Source organism: Synechococcus sp. LTW-G (assembly GCF_054459035.1).
On sequence record NZ_JBTKYW010000001.1, the window covers coordinates 239,348 to 254,451 of the forward strand.

Consider the following 15,104-nt stretch of genomic DNA (forward strand, 5'->3'; position numbering starts at 1 on the left):
AACAAGGGATGCTGGCGTGAAACCTCCTGGTCGAATCTGGCTTTGGCTTGGTCTGGCCCTCGGGGTCTTGGTGGTCGTCACCGCCGTGCTCCAGGCCGTCAACAATCTGCTCTGGCAGCTGAGCTACCTGCTTCCGAGCTGGCTTGTTGGCCCCTTCAGCCTGCTGCTCTTCGGCGGGGCAGCACTGCTGATCGCTCGCTTTGCTTGGCCCTGGTTCAACAGCATCCGGCGCTCAGGCTGGAAGGTCTTTCAAGAGCCCGGTTCGCGCACCAGTGCGCCGATTGAGGCTCCCGTCAACCGCAAGGAGGCAGCTCAAAAGAACCTTGCAGGGATCGAGACGCTCCTGCAGGGCATCCGGGACGAGGTCCAACGTGAGGCCCTCAGGCAAGAACGAGAGAGGGTTGCAGCAGAGCTGGAACGCGGCGATTTAGTGATCGTGGTGTTTGGCACCGGCTCCGCCGGGAAAACATCCCTAATCCGGGCGCTGCTGCGCGACGTCGTGGGCGAGGTCGGAGCAGCCATGGGTTCAACGACGACAACCACGAGCTATCGCCTCCGCCTGCACAACCTGCAGCGAGGCATCCGACTGGTTGACACGCCGGGGATTTTGGAAGCGGGCATCGAGGGGCAGAAGCGCGAGCAGATTGCCCGCGATCAGGCCTCGAATGCCGATCTCCTACTGCTTGTTGTCGATGGGGATCTGCGGGCTGCTGAGCTCGAGGTGTTTTCGGCGCTCGCCAGCTTGGGCAAACGGCTGCTGCTGGTCCTCAACAAGTGCGATCTGCGGGGTGAAGAAGAAGAGAAACGTCTCCTCGAGCTGCTTCGACGCAGAACCCAGGGCCGCATTGCACTGGAGGACGTGCTGACGGCCAGTGCATCACCCCAATCGGTTCCGATGCCGGGTGGTCAACCGCTGCAACCAGCACCGGAAATCGATCGGCTCCTGCGGAGGATCGCGCAGGTCCTGCACAGCGACGGGGAGGAGCTGATTGCCGACAACATCCTGATGCAGAGCAGCAGGCTCAGCGACGCGGGGCGCCGTCTGCTGGGGGAGCAGCGGCAACAGGATGCGGAGTCGATCGTCGATCGCTACAGCTGGATCAGCGCCGGGGTGCTCGCGGCCACTCCGCTTCCAGGCATCGATTTGCTCGGGGCCGCCGCCGTCAATGCCCAGATGGTGATGGAAATCGGCCGCGTCTATGGGGTCAGCCTCTCCAAAACCTCCGCCCAGGAACTGGCTGTTTCCGTTGGACGAACCCTGGCCAGCTTGGGCTTGATCAAGGGCGGCATCAGTCTGGTCGGGGCCGCGCTCAGCCTGAACCTTCCGGCGCTGCTGCTGAGCCGTGCCGTGCAGGCGGTGGGTGCAGGCTGGCTGACTCGAATCGCCGGACGCAGTTTCATCACCTACTTCCAGCAGGATCAGGATTGGGGGGATGGCGGAATCCAGGACGTCGTGCAGCGTCAGTACGACCTGAACCGCCGTGAATCCGCCCTCAATGCATTTCTGTCGGCAGCGATGAAGCGTGTGGTGGAACCGCTGCAGCGTCAGGGGAAGCAGGGGCAACTGCCGCCACGGCCCGAGCGTCGCTGAAGGCCTCCGGCGGCGGTGGCTGCATCGGTCCACGGGCATCCAGGACGGTGATGAAGGCCAGATAGGCCACCGCGATCAGAATCGAGATGGCACCGGTCACGATGGCGACCCAGCGGCCTTGGGGGTTCGGTTGATTCATCTCAAACGCAAGTCAACGACCGCTGAACGACCGAGGCCACGGCAGCCAGGTCAGTGGATCGGGTGTGGGGATTGCCGAGTACGGCCTTGAGGTGATGCCTCCCCGCATAGAAGGGACGGGAGAGCATCAACTGCTGTTCGAGCAACTGCTGCCGGGTCTGGCTCGACCATCGCTCCGATTCGCTGGCCCCCATCTCACTCGGGGTGAAGGCCAATAGATGCAATGGGCCGCTGCGCATCTGCAAGGGGAGCCCGCAGAGGTGCTGCTCCAGCGCAGCGCGCCGTTGGAGGGCCCCCTGGAGCAGCGCATCGATTCCATCCAAACCCAATTGGCGCAGTCCCAGCCAGAGCTTGAGGATCTCGGCCGGGCGCGTTCCCTGAAGGCCGCATTCACCGCCATGGGCATCCATCCAACTGGGCTCCATGTAGGGCAGGCCAGTGCCAAAGCAGGAGGCCAGCAGTTCAGGACGCTTGAGCAGCAGCAGGGAGGAGGTCTTGGTGATGCCCAGGAGCTTCTGGGGATTCACCGTGAGGGAGTCGGCCCGGTCCAGATCGGGGACCAGGTGTTTGTGCCGTTGGCTGAGGCCAAACACCGCGCCAATCGCGCCGTCCACGTGCAGCCAGACCCCGTGGCGGTGGCACAGATCAGAAATGGCCGCCAGGGGATCGACAGCACCCCGCACCGTGGTTCCGGCGGTGGCCACAACGGCTAGAACAGGACGTCCCTCTTGCTCGGCCGACTGCAACGCAGCGGCAAGGGCCATGGGGCAGAGACAGCCGGCGCCGTCCGTCTGGATGGTCTGGAGACTCTGCTTCGGTAAGCCCATCACCATCAGGGCCTTGCCGATGGAGACGTGGGCATCTGCGCTGCAGAACACCGTCAAGTCGGAGGTCTCGCCATGGGCGAGCTGATGGCGTGCCACGACCAAGGCCATCAGATTGCTGAGGCTGCCGCCACTTGCTGCGACACCACCGGCCGTCTCTCCGAGGCCCAGTTGTTCAGCCATCCAGTGGGTCAAGCTGCGCTCGAGCCGCGAGAGGCTTGGCGAGAGCTCCTCGGCCAACAAATTGTTGTTGAGGCCAGCGCAGACGAGATCAGCCGCCACCGATGCGGTGAGCGGTGGCGGATCCAAATGGGCCATCGCACCGGGGTGGACGGGGTTGTAGGCCCCATCCATCACCAGTTGCAGATCCTCAAGCAACGCCTCAGCAGACAGGCCCTGTTGCAGTAGAGCAGGCTCGGGAAGAACGCTCAGCAGGGGCAAGGGCGAGCGCTCAGCGGCACTGGACCACCACTGGCAGAGACGCGCGCTGGCCGAGCTCAAGAAGGCTTCCAACGCGGGATCCTCCCGCAGGGGATCCGGGAAGCAGGCAACGCTGCGCTGCGGGTGGCTCGGTTGGGCTTGAGCCAATGGCCCTGAGCGTTCAGCGCCCATTGTCCCGTGTCATCGGACCCGCCGTGCTGGCATGGTTGAAGAAGCCTGCGAATCGACCTCGGGGTTGAACGAAGCTCAGCGCCATGAACTCTGGATGAGGCGGCTGCTGCGCCGGGCAGCAGCCGTTGGAGAGAAGGGTGAAATCCCTGTGGCGGCCGTCGTGCTGGATGGCCATGGACGGGCCCTGGGCTGGGGAGTGAACCACAGGCAACGGGAGCAACGGCCGCTGGGGCATGCGGAGTTAATGGCCTTGGAGCAAGCCGCACGCCTGAGGGGCGACTGGCGCTTTAACGACTGCAGCCTGATCGTGACGCTGGAGCCCTGCCCCATGTGTGCAGGCGCCCTGGTGCAAGCGCGCATGGGACAGGTGATCTTTGGGGCCCATGACCCCAAGCGCGGTGCTCTCGGCGGCTGCCTGAACCTGGCGACGGATCCGAGCGCCCATCACCACATGACGGTGATGGGCGGAGTTCTGGAGCTGGAATGCAAGAGCAGGCTCGAGGCCTGGTTCAAGCGGCGGCGGCAGCAGCGGCAGGCGCAGAAGAACGGAAGGCCGGAAGCTCTTGCTCAAGCAGGTTGAGCAGGAGATCCACGTTCTCTTCGCGGCTGTTGTAGCCCATCAGCCCGATGCGCCAGACCTTGCCTGCAAGGGCACCCAGGCCTCCGCCCACTTCAATGCCGTGCTTGTTCAGCAGGTGATTGGTGAAGGCCTTGCCATCGACACCTTCTGGAATGCGAACGGTGGTCAAGGTGGGGAGACGCAGCTCCAGGGGAACGTGGGGCTCGAGCCCAAGCCGCTCAAGACCGGACCAAAGGCGCTCAGCATTGCGGCGGTGGCGCGCCCAGACATTCGCTAGACCTTCTTCTGCGATCAGGCGCAGGGCCTCGCGCATGCCGAAGTTCATGTTGACCGGTGCGGTGTGGTGATACACCCGGTCACTGCCCCAGTACTGATTCAGCAAGCTGACGTCGAGGTACCAGTTGGGCACCTTGCCGCTGCGGGCAGCCAGCTTCTGCTCAGCGCGGGGACCCATCGAGAAGGGACCGAGGCCGGGAGGGCAGCTCAGGCCCTTTTGGCTGCAGCTGTAGGCCAGATCAACCTTCCATTCATCGAGATACAGGGGCACTGCACCTAAAGAGGTCACCGTGTCGAGCAGCAGGAGACAGTCGTGCTGACGGCAGAGGTTACCGATACCCTCCATGGGCTGGCAGACACCCGTTGAGGTCTCGGCATGGACCATCGCCAGGACCTTGGGCTTGTGCTGCTTCAAGCCCGCTTCGATCTCATCAAGACTGAAGGCTTCGCCCCAGGGCTTCTCGATGGTCTGGACATTGGCGCGGTAACGGCCCGCCATGTCCTGAAGACGCAAACCGAAGTAGCCCTTAACCGCCACGAGGACGGTGTCGCCAGGCTCAACGATGTTGGCGATCGTGGCTTCCATGGCCGCCGATCCAGTGCCGCTCATCGGCAGGGTCAGGCGGTTATCGGTTTGCCAGACGTAGCGGAGGAGCTCCTGCACTTCGCCCATCAGGGCGACATACAGGGGGTCCAAATGGCCGATCGGCGAGCGGCTGAGGGCCTCAAGAACCGTCGGGTGGGCATTGGAGGGGCCAGGTCCCAGCAGCAAGCGCTCCGGAGTATCAATCGGAGCTAGCGACAGCCGATGTCGATCGGACACGGTTGATGAGATGGAAGCCAAGGCCTGGGAGGGGGCTGGATGGGTTGAGACTACGCAGTCGCAGGTGCGAGCGAATCAGCGGGCGCGCACGTTGGTATCAGCCAAGCCGCGGCAAAGGTGCTCAAAAGGAGCACGCACAACACTGTTTATGAGCTCCGCATTAGCGGCACCGGAATCGAGCAATTTCTCGCTAATCACATCGGCCATCAGGGCGATGCTGCGAACGGTGGGACCAGTGGGGACACCGAGGCTCTTATAGGTGTCATCCAGGCCGTTCAGGACCCGCTCGTTCAGGATTGTGCTGTCGTCAGCCACCAAGGCGTAGCTGGCGTATCGAAGGAAGTAATCCATGTCCCGCAGGCAGGCAGCCCAGCGGCGAGTGGTGTAGGCGTTGCCGCCGGGTAGCAACAGCTCGGGATCCGACTGCCAGAGGCGCTGGCTGGCCTCGCGGACGATTTCAGCGGCTTCGCAGTTGATCAGCTCAACCGCAGCGAGACGCAACGACGATTCAGAGAAATAGGTGGCGATTCGGTCAATGGCCGAGCCGTCGAGATAACGGCCGAGCTGGTCGTAACGGCCGATCAGACCGGTGATGGCATCACGCATTGGGGGTGTGAGATCGACGCACCTGGGTTGGACCGTAGCACCGGCGAACGTCCAGATCCCTTGCTGGATCGAGGTTTTGAAGAAGTTGACAGAAACGGTTACTCAAACCAGCTGAGGAGTCCAAAACAGGCCCATCAGTCCTCTATTTGGTTACGGGCGATACAAAGCGCGGTCAACGCCGATCACTACGGTCTGAGCCGTCCGGTACAGGCCGGCACCCACCAAGCCATTCTCAACGCGTCATGGCCAAGACCGCCCAGGACGTCCTCCGTCAGATCAAGGACGAAGGCATTGAATTGATTGACCTCAAGTTCATTGACCTCCACGGCAAGTGGCAGCACCTCACCGTCACCCCTGATCTGGTTGAAGAGGAAGCCTTCACCGAGGGCGTTGCCTTTGACGGCTCCTCCATCCGCGGCTGGAAGGCCATCAACGAGTCGGACATGGCCATGGTGCCCGACCCGAACACCGCCTGGATCGACCCCTTCTACGGGCACAAAACCCTCAGCCTGATTTGCTCCATTCAGGAGCCCCGTAGTGGCAAGCCCTACTCCCGCTGCCCCCGGGCCCTGGCCCAGAAGGCCCTGGACTACCTGAGCTCCACCGGCCTGGCCGACACGGCCTACTTCGGACCCGAGCCCGAGTTCTTCGTTTTCGACGACGTCCGCTACAAGAGCGCCAATGGCTCGAGCTTCTACAGCGTCGACTCCATCGAGAACCCCTGGAATACCGATCGCGTTGAAGAAGGCGGGAACCTCGCCAACAAGATTCAACTGAAGGAGGGCTACTTCCCCGTCGCCCCGAACGACACCCTTCAGGACATGAGGACCGAGATGCTCCTCACCATGGGCTCCCTCGGTGTGCCCATCGAGAAGCACCACCATGAGGTCGCCACCTCCCAGCATGAGCTGGGCATGAAGTTCGCCGAGCTGATCACCGCGGCGGACAACGTGATGATCTACAAATACGTCGTTCGCAACGTTGCCAAGAAGTACGGCAAGACCGCGACGTTCATGCCCAAGCCGATCTTTGCCGACAACGGCAGCGGCATGCACGTTCACCAGAGCATCTGGAAGAACGGCGACACCCTGATGTGGGGCGACGGCACCTACGCCAACCTGTCCCAAACGGCCCGTTGGTACATCGGTGGCCTGCTGAAGCATGCCCCCAGCTTCCTGGCCTTCACCAACCCGACCACCAACAGCTACAAGCGCCTGGTGCCCGGCTTTGAAGCGCCGGTAAACCTGGTGTACTCCCAGGGCAACCGGTCCGCCGCCGTCCGCATCCCGCTGACCGGCATGAATCCGAAGGCCAAGCGCCTGGAATTCCGCTCAGGCGACGCTCTGGCAAACCCCTATCTGGGCTTTGCCGCCATGCTCATGGCCGGCATCGACGGCATTAAGAACCAGATCGACCCGGGCAATGGCACCGACGTCGACCTGTTCGAACTGCCCGCCGAGGAGCTGGCGAAGATCTCGACCGTTCCCGCGTCCCTCAACGGCTCACTGGAAGCCCTCAAGGCTGATCACGAGTACCTGTTGGCCGGTGGCGTCTTCACCGAAGACTTCATCGACAACTGGATCGCCCTGAAGTACGAGGAGGTGCAGCAGCTGCGCCAGCGGCCCCACCCCCACGAATTCACCATGTACTACGACGCCTGATCAAAAGCCCAGTGGCTCTCTGGAACTGGACAATCCCCAAAACTTGTCCCCAAGAAGGTCCCCAAAACGGGGACTTTTTTATTGGGACGGGACAGGGCGTATCGGTTTGTTCTTCATCAAGGACCTGATGGCCCAATTCAAGACACATCCGGGCCAGATCAAACCGACCCACAGTGACGAGCTGATCAAACGAGCCCATGAGGAGCATCCACGACGGGGTCGGCTGACCAAATGGTGTGACGATCTGAATAATGACCGCGCCCGAAATAACATAAGCATCTCCTAATTAGCGTACGCTTAAGTTGCATCAATCAGATGACAGGCTCAGGTAAGTTTAATATTGCCAGTTATTACACGAATGTCAACCTTGCCCAGGGTCTGACGATTAATCTGATTGAGACAGAGTTGGCACTCAGGCTCAATCCTGACACTCTCTCTTGCTTGATACTATTCGATCAGGCCCATGGAGAGGCAGAAAGGGTTAGCCAGGAAATTTACGGCCCATACAGTATTGCGGCGTTTCCCACTGACTGGGATGGAGTTAACAACTATGATTCCGGCGGCTTTGGGCAAGATATTTGGACCGACACAGGAATTAGCCTGATTGAGGCCTCCAATCTCAACGAGGCAAATGCGAGAGCTCTTCTTGAGGCTAGCAAAGCTTATTCCAAAGAAAAATACTCAGACGTCCTTCAGTATCTTGTCAACAAGACAGGAAGCACCCTTCAGCAATACGACCCAGATTTATCATTTTACTTCAGGGAGGAAATTGAGGCTATTGAAGATGGTACTTTTCCGATCGATATCAACTTAGGGATCACCACTGAGTTTCTGAGACTTGGCGAGATGCAGACCGGGTCACCACTGTCTGTTGACTACTTACTTGAGCAAAGCAGAAGCGCAAGTTATTTCGGTCAAAATCCCCATGCTCTTTTTCTGGCCAACCATGGCGGATCCATAATGGAGGGCAGCAATCATGATGACGATACATACGACAACGACATACAGGGTGCAACTCTGCAAGTAAAAGACTTTGCAAAGTCGCTTAAGAACGCGCTCGATGCATCTTCAAAAGATGAACGACTCGGCCTTGTTGCCTACGACGAATGTCTGATGGCCAACGTTGAGCTTGTCACTGAGCTCTCAGCCAGCACACGCTACGTGCTTGCCTCACAGGAAACCATACCGGGCAATGGCTACGATTACCTTTTAACCCTTTCAGACTTTACGGCCACTTCACCGATCGATTCACAAGAGAGCATTGAAGCCACCGCAAAGAGCCTTGGCAACGCCTTCATAGAATCTTACAACGAACGCAATCCAGACACAATAACACCTAAGAGACTACAAATTAATACCCTTTCGTTGTCAGACACAAGCACAGTTGCAACTCTAAACGCAGCCATCAAGGACTACGTCGAAGCGTTGACCAACAGCAGCGACGACTTTATCGCTTCGCTATTAAATTCAATACGACAGAAAGGGACGAACTACGCAATCGAGTATTTACAAGACCTGGGAAATTTAGCCTTAATTTCGAGATCTTCAGTCGGGGCATCTGAGGAATTGATCGCCTCATCTAATGCAATTCTCGGTGCATTAGGCAAAACAGTCGTCAACAATAACCAGAAGTATAACCCGCTCGAAGGCTTTAGGCTCAACGCCAGCTCAGGTCTTACCATAACCTTGCCGACCTCAATTTCAAAAGATTTCGAGGCATTTATCTCCACATTTAAGTTGAATGCTCCTGCTTTCGAAGCTGCGACAGGCTGGAGCAGAGTTCTGGAGCGCATCGCCCCTATCATCACAGGCGGGGAAATCAACAGCAGAAGTGAAACTTCCAAAGCCTTCACTATTACCTCGGGAATCTCACAACAGACTGGCGAACAGGCATTAGTAGCCCTGAAACTCGAAGGCTTCTTGAGCCATACATCCAACGATCAAAAAATCAATCAAACCAAGATCACGTTGCCGGATCTGGAGGCAGCAACCATTGCTGACCTTGATTTTTACTTTAACGCGCTCAACTTGAACAAAACCGGCTCAATAAGCATCAACATTGATGACAAAAGCGGCAAGGCAAAAGCAAGCTGGCAACAAACAATCAAGGACGCCAAACCCTTTTCATTTATCGGCGCAGACCTCAGTGAGTCAGTAAAATCACTAGTGATTGAAAGCGGAGATACGATAACGATCTCTCCCGACAAATCGATTGAGGTTCGCTATGACCTCCACCTAGCTATTAATGATCACAGACTAGAGTCATTTCAAGATTGGACGTCTGGAAAGACGGAATACGTGTCGAGACCATTGCTGCTAAACACCAAAGCAGATGATGCGATCAAGAATACTTTCAGATACGTAACTCCAGTAGCTCCTCGAGGAGAAGATTTCACGACGAAGATCGTTCTCATTTCAGGTACCGAGGGAGTTGCATCCTTAACAGTCAAAGATATTATTTCGGATTCATCAGTAACATTCTCCTCAGACTCATACATCGACGAGTACATTAGGCTCCTTGGAGATAAGGATTACGAAATCACATTTGGATATGACTCATATGGTGCTTTTACTGAGAACCCAGCCAGCGATATTTCACTTCTTGTGGACCACATGGCAAGCGAAGCATTCCTGCTCAGAGATTCAATTCTGACTTCTTCGATTGAATTAGATACCTGGGGTAAATACAGCATTAATAAGGCTCTCACATCTGAGGTGCTCATTACAGAGGTAGTCACTGACTCAGTGATTACTAGCCTTGAGGATCTCAGTGAAGGTCAGAATGTAGATGCAGAAGTAAGCACCATCAGCATCAGTGGATCGTCAGTCTTACGTGAAGCTACTACGGGAGGCACGCAGACATTTAACTCCGGGATCTGGAGCTCAGAGGTTGATTATACTTTAAACACCAGCCTAGAGGGGATTAGTGATAATGAAGCACGTTTTGGTTTCTTTGAGGTAGATACTCTTACCGGAGAAATCAACACCGAACTTGGCCTGATTGCAGCGAGCAACAGCGATGCCTATCGGGCTGCAGCCCTCGCCAATTTGATCGCTCCTCTCGTCGACCTGAAACAACGAGACAAATCAGAAACTTTCATTGCCGAGATTAAAGCTGGCTCAGACTATGCCGCCATCCTGCTCACTAAAGACCAGAGCGGTAGAGAAACGGCATTATTCTCCATTGCCGGTGCCAACCCAAACCAAAATGCTCAGCTGCTGAACTACGGGAAAGGTTATTTCGGCTGGGAAGACTTGGTGAAAGGTCGCGATGACGGATACGACGGTGACTTCAACGACCTGACCTTCACCACCACTTAGAGCGTCCTTTTGTATGGCAAGATGCACTCAGGAGCAATGACCAAGACTCTTCTACCCGCTTACATATGCTCAGACATACTTATTTAAGACCCAAATAGACTTTTAATGTTCTATAAGTTTCGGTGTTTGCATCTTTATCAGCTTGCGCGCAATGACTTGTTCTTGCTGTGTAGTGGCAAGTCATGGCAACGGTCTCTGGCTTATGACCGGAGCCAATTGCGGCCTACTGAGGGGCTACCAATACAGACCGCATAGAGTGTGAATGGGCCGCCTAGGGGTGCTGCGTCCTGTGAGCGCAAACGTTACTGGGGGTGGATCTCCAGTCGGAAAGAAGCATTAGGGTGGCCAGGAATGCCGCCTGACACTGTAAAGACTAAGAACAAAAAGATGACAGAGCTAGAATGAACTCAGCTGAGCAAGCGATATTATTCAAACGGAAGCCTGATGCGGCTGCTTGACTGGCAACTGCCTCAGAATTGACCAGATAAACCAGCTTATTGCTAGGGGGATTGCTTTGTCTGGATCTTTTTTTAGCGGCTCAGGACAAACCACTCAGGCTCATATCCGTCCAACTGTGCATTAACTAGACCTCAGAGGCCCTTGGCAACCACTCAAGGTACCTACTGAGATGCAGTCGACCGCAGGCCGACTGTTTTATGCTGAGGAACCAAGAGGCGCTGAGCCGGACACAAGTGGCGGTTTACGATCGCTGACCATCAAACTCCAGCTTCGTCATGTGCTCAATTGCCGTGAAGCCGGAGGTGGTAAAAAGCTTCCCCACACCAACAACCGGCGGGACAACCAGCCTGTAGTCATAACGGACTTGAATAAAGGCAAAGAAAGCGACCACAAACAGACTGTTGAGGTACGGGAGTACGAAGTAGGTCCGACAAGCCCACCCCGAAAGTTCCTCCCGTACCAGGCAGCTCGAAATCCGAGTCGTCCTGCTGGACTGAGTTCGGAGTGATGAGCGATCTCAGCTCGACATCACCGCTTTTCGCGACGCCTGCGCCTGATCAGGGTCTTGTTCATGGCAGCCCCGGCTTCGGCCGGGGCTTTTTGCTGGCGAGTCAACTGTGGCGCAGCTGCTCGATGGCGCTGTCATGCAGCCGTTGCTCATGGGCATGGCGCTGGGCCCAAACCAAGGTCTGAGCGTCGACCCGCTCCTCATGATCCAGGTCGGGCTTGGCCCGGCGCTGAGACAGCCAGCCGCTCAGCCGACGGGCAGCACGCTGGCGCTCTCGCACCCAGGCGACATAGTGCGGCTCATTCAAACGAGCAGAGGGGGTGGTATCGATCATTGACTTCCTCCTTCCTGTTTCACAGATTCATTCTGTAGCTGTTGCTACCAATTTGCGCGCATCTCCATCAATCTTGATCAGAGTTCAAGCCGATACAAGTCCACGGCGACTGCATCCCATCGGCTGAAATAGGGGCCAAATGAGATCAGTGGCATCCCGCCCATGGCTGACGCCGTCACCAAGCTCGCCTACGAGGCCCTACAGCAGGGCAAGAGCCTGGTCGGGGTCGCCCACAAGGAGATCAGCACACGCCTGATGGAATTTGTGGCGCCCGATGGAGCGCCCAAAACCCTGCCCATTCCGCCCCAGATGCTGCGGGACCTGCAGGCCTCCCACAAGGCCCTGCTGGACCTGGATTGGAAAGAAGCAGAAGCGGGGCTGTATCCCACCAACTTGCTCTTTGATGCCCCCTGGGGCGATTGGGCCACGCGCTACCCCCTGGTCTGGCTGGACATGCCCAGCACCTGGACCAGGCGCTCCGAGCGCAACGTCCGTGACCTTCCCACCAACGTCGAGACCGAGAACTACCCCGACTACTACCTGCAGAACTTCCACCATCAGACCGATGGCTATCTGAGCGATCACTCGGCGACCCTCTACGACCTGCAGGTCGAGATCCTGTTCAACGGCACGGCCGATCCCATGCGCCGGCGGGTGATCAAACCGTTGGTCCAAGGCCTTCGCGCCTTCGGTGACAGACCCAGCAGCTCCCTTCGGGTGCTGGACGTCGCCACCGGTACTGGCCGGACCCTGCATCAACTGCGAGCGGCCCTGCCCCAGGCGCAGCTCGTGGGCCTGGATCTGTCATCGGCCTACCTGCGCCAGGCCAATCGCTGGCTCTCGCAACGTCCATCGGAACTACCCCAGCTAGTCCAGGGCAACGCCGAGTCGATGCCCTTTGCAGAAGGGAGCATGCAGGGGGTGACTTGCGTCTTCTTAATGCACGAACTTCCAGGCGAAGCGCGTCAGGCCGTGATCAGAGACTGCTTCAGAGTTCTGGAACCTGGTGGTGTCCTGGTGCTTGCGGATTCCGTCCAGCTGGCTGACTCACCGCAATTTGAAGTCGCCATGGACAACTTCCGCCGGATGTTCCATGAGCCGTACTACCGCGACTACATCGGCGATGACATTGACGCTCGCCTGAGCGCAGCAGGATTCAGCGGAATTCGTGCCCAATCCCATCTGATGACCCGGGTCTGGACTGCCACCAAGCCCTGACACAGGGCTTGCCACGACTCGCTCGCTCCATAGGGTCTGTTGATGAGCAACCCTTTTCACGTGCGCTGGCTCAACGGCTGGTCCTTCCAGACCGTGCTGATGGAGGGGGCAGTTCAAGTGGAAGCACGAGGCTTCGGAATCTGTCTGCGGACTCCGGTGCGACCTGGCGAGAGCCCGACGGCAGCCGCTGATCGCCTGGTTCTGGCAGAGGACCGGCGCCGCCGTGCCCTGCATGCCGCCTGGCTCAGGGGAGAGCGACTCAAGGCGAATCGTCCAGATGGCCTGACTCCTGAGGGCAGCAGTCAAGAACAGGCTCCTAGCCCCACCGGACGTTCGCTGATTTGCGTCGCCGCCTGAACGGGACCGTTCAACGCTTCAACAGGACGGCCATGAGGGCGCCCACGCCGCCCCAACGCAGGAATTGCCAAACAACCCGCTCACTCCAGAGAGTGGCCTGAAGCGGACTTGGGAGCGGATCCAACAGTCGCTGGGCTGCTGAGAGCCGCTGTCGCAAACGACGGGCCTGGAGGCTGTCGTCGGAGGGTGCCAGGCGCTCAGCGGACGACACGGTGGTCAGCAGGTTGGCCAGTTGATGCAGCCAGCGGATCGGCTGGTAGGGGGAGCGCGGTCGCTGTTGCATGGCGTCAGGATGGCCTGGTCCCAACGGATCCGTCCAGTGCAGGCTCAACAGGCGAAGCAAAATCCGCGGGAGTGGCCCCTGGAGAGCCAGCAGTTGGCGCAGGCACTGCATCAGAAGCTGGCCATCAGCAACCAGGACTGGCATGCGCTCAAGGCACAGCCCCAACGGCGGGCAGCCGAGCAACTGACAGCAGCACTGGTGCTGCTGCTGGATCCAGCCAACGGCCCGGCCTCAGCTGGCGTGAGCGCACAAAGGCAACAGGCGACGGCCCTGGTGGAGCATGCCCTCGGCTGGCTCAAGGGTGAGCTGAAGGACCCCGGCTGCCCAACACACGGCCACTAGGCCCTGCGCATCGCCACTTGCACGCGATTGCCCCTGCGGCTCCAGCGCACATCGTCGAAGCACTGGTGGATCAGGAACAGGCCCCGGCCACTCGCAGCATCCAGGCGATCCGGAAGCGCAGCGACGCGGGCTTGGGCCGGCAGGCCAGGTCCCTCATCTTGAATCTGAAACACACACCACCTGGGGGAGAGGATGCGGCGAATCCGCACGCACTTAAGAGGGTCGTTGCCATTGCCGTGGCGCACGGCATTGACCAGGACCTCCTGGAGACCCAACTGCAGCGTGGCCTGTTGTTCGGCGCATTGAATCGGCTCCAGCAACAGCTCCAGCAGCGGAGCGAGATGCAGGGTCGATGGGGTGATGTAGTCAGCCCAACGCAGCGCCATAGAGCCCCGGAGAGGGGAACAGCGAACGGATTGACCCTACCGCCGAGTGAAGCGCCGTGCTTCAGGACGCCACGCGTTGTTGCACCCCTGGGTGGGAGAGCAAGGCATCCATCAGACGGACCCCCCGCAACTGATTCACCAGGGGCATGTGCCCCTCCGGGGCTTCGAGGGTCCAGGTGAAGGCCTTGGGGTAACGGGTCCAGATCCCCGCTTGCTTCCAGCCAATCCGCGGCCAAAGCTGCTCCCAGCGGTTGCCCAGGCTGCGCAGCAAACGCAGTTGAACGGAGAAGCCAAAACGAGCCTGCGAGAAGGTCACCCAAAGGCGATCAAGCGTCTCAAGATCCACGGAGGCCATCGGCGGGACCTCGGAGTAATAGACGTAGCCGCGTTTTTCGGCTGCCGGTCCGGCCAACTGGCGCAGGTGCTCGCTCGTTAGACGGTCGGCTTCCTCGAAGTCCTGACGAATCAAGGCCAACTGCAGGGGGGCGTAATCCAGGCCCTGGCCACTGGTCACGGCGAGCCAGCCCTCTGGGAAACGGGTCCAAAAAGCCTGGGAGAGCGCGTCGTCCTCGGAGACCAACAACTGGATCAGGGTCCCGCAGGCCCAGTCATCTCCAGTGGCATCCCAGCGGTCAATTTGATCGGCGATCAAAGGACGGCACTCGCTGCTGCGCTGCAGCACTTGCGGCAGAAGGGAGCGCCGTTGGCGCGGAGCGCTCGTCAGAAAGCGCTCGATCAACTGGTCAGCGCTGACCGTGGTGGTGACGGGTGGTCCGGAGAGCATG

Annotated in this window: 14 protein-coding genes; 7 read left to right on the forward strand and 7 right to left on the reverse strand. The window is 58.7% G+C overall.

Translation table 11 applies throughout. The features are described 5' to 3' along the window. The first annotated feature begins 16 nt into the window (after positions 1–16). Positions 17–1,591 carry a YcjF family protein gene (locus ACXIQ9_RS01320; RefSeq protein WP_459015106.1) on the forward strand — a complete coding sequence of 525 codons (1,575 nt, stop codon included), beginning with the start codon at positions 17–19 and terminating at the stop codon, positions 1,589–1,591. Positions 1,592–1,731: 140 nt separating this feature from the next. On the opposite strand, the gene ACXIQ9_RS01325 is transcribed toward ACXIQ9_RS01320, so the two are convergent. Beyond that, the gene (locus ACXIQ9_RS01325; protein WP_459015108.1) at positions 1,732–3,141 is read right to left on the reverse strand and encodes a pyridoxal phosphate-dependent decarboxylase family protein; all 1,410 of its coding nucleotides are present in this window, start codon (positions 3,139–3,141) and stop codon (positions 1,732–1,734) included. Positions 3,142–3,196: 55 nt separating this feature from the next. On the opposite strand from ACXIQ9_RS01325, the gene ACXIQ9_RS01330 reads away from it, so the two are divergent. Further along, positions 3,197–3,745, forward strand: a complete 549-nt coding sequence (locus ACXIQ9_RS01330; RefSeq protein WP_459015110.1) for a nucleoside deaminase — start codon at positions 3,197–3,199, stop codon at positions 3,743–3,745. Here ACXIQ9_RS01330 and ACXIQ9_RS01335 read toward each other — a convergent pair. Then, positions 3,675–4,844: a pyridoxal-phosphate-dependent aminotransferase family protein gene (locus ACXIQ9_RS01335; RefSeq protein ID WP_459015112.1), complete on the reverse strand. Its 1,170-nt coding sequence runs from the start codon at positions 4,842–4,844 to the stop codon at positions 3,675–3,677. The genes ACXIQ9_RS01330 and ACXIQ9_RS01335 overlap by 71 nt on opposite strands. Positions 4,845–4,919: 75 nt before the next feature. After that, on the reverse strand, positions 4,920–5,450 hold the full coding sequence (locus ACXIQ9_RS01340; RefSeq protein WP_010316875.1) for an allophycocyanin subunit beta: 531 nt from the start codon (positions 5,448–5,450) through the stop codon (positions 4,920–4,922). A gap of 242 nt (positions 5,451–5,692) precedes the next feature. On the opposite strand from ACXIQ9_RS01340, the gene glnA reads away from it, so the two are divergent. Together glnA and ACXIQ9_RS01350 are read left to right on the forward strand one after the other, a co-directional pair. Then, positions 5,693–7,111 carry a type I glutamate--ammonia ligase gene (gene glnA, locus ACXIQ9_RS01345; protein ID WP_459015115.1) on the forward strand — a complete coding sequence of 473 codons (1,419 nt, stop codon included), beginning with the start codon at positions 5,693–5,695 and terminating at the stop codon, positions 7,109–7,111. Between the two features lie 315 nt (positions 7,112–7,426). Continuing rightward, positions 7,427–10,432, forward strand: a complete 3,006-nt coding sequence (locus ACXIQ9_RS01350; RefSeq protein WP_459015117.1) for a clostripain-related cysteine peptidase — start codon at positions 7,427–7,429, stop codon at positions 10,430–10,432. A gap of 1,070 nt (positions 10,433–11,502) precedes the next feature. Here ACXIQ9_RS01350 and ACXIQ9_RS01355 read toward each other — a convergent pair. Beyond that, positions 11,503–11,679 (reverse strand): hypothetical protein, encoded by a 177-nt coding sequence (locus ACXIQ9_RS01355; protein WP_232197292.1) that lies wholly within the window; start codon positions 11,677–11,679, stop codon positions 11,503–11,505. A 216-nt stretch (positions 11,680–11,895) separates the two neighbouring features. Here ACXIQ9_RS01355 and ACXIQ9_RS01360 point away from each other — a divergent pair, with 216 nt between their 5' ends. Together ACXIQ9_RS01360 and ACXIQ9_RS01365 are read left to right on the forward strand one after the other, a co-directional pair. Next, on the forward strand, positions 11,896–12,951 hold the full coding sequence (locus tag ACXIQ9_RS01360) for a class I SAM-dependent methyltransferase (RefSeq protein ID WP_459015119.1): 1,056 nt from the start codon (positions 11,896–11,898) through the stop codon (positions 12,949–12,951). Positions 12,952–12,993: 42 nt separating this feature from the next. Continuing rightward, complete coding sequence (locus ACXIQ9_RS01365; protein WP_459015121.1) at positions 12,994–13,308, forward strand: copper-binding protein; 315 nt, start codon at positions 12,994–12,996, stop codon at positions 13,306–13,308. Positions 13,309–13,318: 10 nt separating this feature from the next. Here the strand turns inward: ACXIQ9_RS01365 and ACXIQ9_RS01370 are convergent, their stop codons facing one another. Beyond that, the gene (locus ACXIQ9_RS01370) at positions 13,319–13,591 is read right to left on the reverse strand and encodes a hypothetical protein (protein WP_459015123.1); all 273 of its coding nucleotides are present in this window, start codon (positions 13,589–13,591) and stop codon (positions 13,319–13,321) included. Between the two features lie 9 nt (positions 13,592–13,600). Between ACXIQ9_RS01370 and ACXIQ9_RS01375 the strand changes: the two genes are divergently transcribed. Further along, complete coding sequence (locus ACXIQ9_RS01375) at positions 13,601–13,933, forward strand: DUF6439 family protein (protein ID WP_296415835.1); 333 nt, start codon at positions 13,601–13,603, stop codon at positions 13,931–13,933. Here ACXIQ9_RS01375 and ACXIQ9_RS01380 read toward each other — a convergent pair. Together ACXIQ9_RS01380 and ACXIQ9_RS01385 are read right to left on the reverse strand one after the other, a co-directional pair. Further along, entirely contained in the window at positions 13,930–14,319 is a 390-nt protein-coding gene (locus tag ACXIQ9_RS01380) for an ATP-binding protein (RefSeq protein ID WP_459015126.1), read from the reverse strand. The genes ACXIQ9_RS01375 and ACXIQ9_RS01380 overlap by 4 nt on opposite strands. Before the next feature lie 61 nt (positions 14,320–14,380). Then, the gene (locus tag ACXIQ9_RS01385) at positions 14,381–15,103 is read right to left on the reverse strand and encodes a GUN4 domain-containing protein (protein ID WP_459015128.1); all 723 of its coding nucleotides are present in this window, start codon (positions 15,101–15,103) and stop codon (positions 14,381–14,383) included. Position 15,104 lies beyond the last annotated feature (1 nt).

Excerpts from the sequence above, each read along its gene's own strand:
- ACXIQ9_RS01370 (WP_459015123.1), bottom strand. The coding sequence starts at position 13,591 with ATGCAACAGCGACCGCGCTCCCCCTACCAGCCGATCCGCTGGCTGCAT.
- ACXIQ9_RS01350 (WP_459015117.1), top strand. The coding sequence starts at position 7,427 with ATGACAGGCTCAGGTAAGTTTAATATTGCCAGTTATTACACGAATGTC.
- ACXIQ9_RS01375 (WP_296415835.1), top strand. The coding sequence starts at position 13,601 with ATGGCCTGGTCCCAACGGATCCGTCCAGTGCAGGCTCAACAGGCGAAG.
- glnA (WP_459015115.1), top strand. The coding sequence starts at position 5,693 with ATGGCCAAGACCGCCCAGGACGTCCTCCGTCAGATCAAGGACGAAGGC.
- ACXIQ9_RS01360 (WP_459015119.1), top strand. The coding sequence starts at position 11,896 with ATGGCTGACGCCGTCACCAAGCTCGCCTACGAGGCCCTACAGCAGGGC.
- ACXIQ9_RS01340 (WP_010316875.1), bottom strand. The coding sequence starts at position 5,450 with ATGCGTGATGCCATCACCGGTCTGATCGGCCGTTACGACCAGCTCGGC.
- ACXIQ9_RS01385 (WP_459015128.1), bottom strand. The coding sequence starts at position 15,103 with ATGCTCTCCGGACCACCCGTCACCACCACGGTCAGCGCTGACCAGTTG.
- ACXIQ9_RS01380 (WP_459015126.1), bottom strand. The coding sequence starts at position 14,319 with ATGGCGCTGCGTTGGGCTGACTACATCACCCCATCGACCCTGCATCTC.
- ACXIQ9_RS01330 (WP_459015110.1), top strand. The coding sequence starts at position 3,197 with ATGGTTGAAGAAGCCTGCGAATCGACCTCGGGGTTGAACGAAGCTCAG.
- ACXIQ9_RS01365 (WP_459015121.1), top strand. The coding sequence starts at position 12,994 with ATGAGCAACCCTTTTCACGTGCGCTGGCTCAACGGCTGGTCCTTCCAG.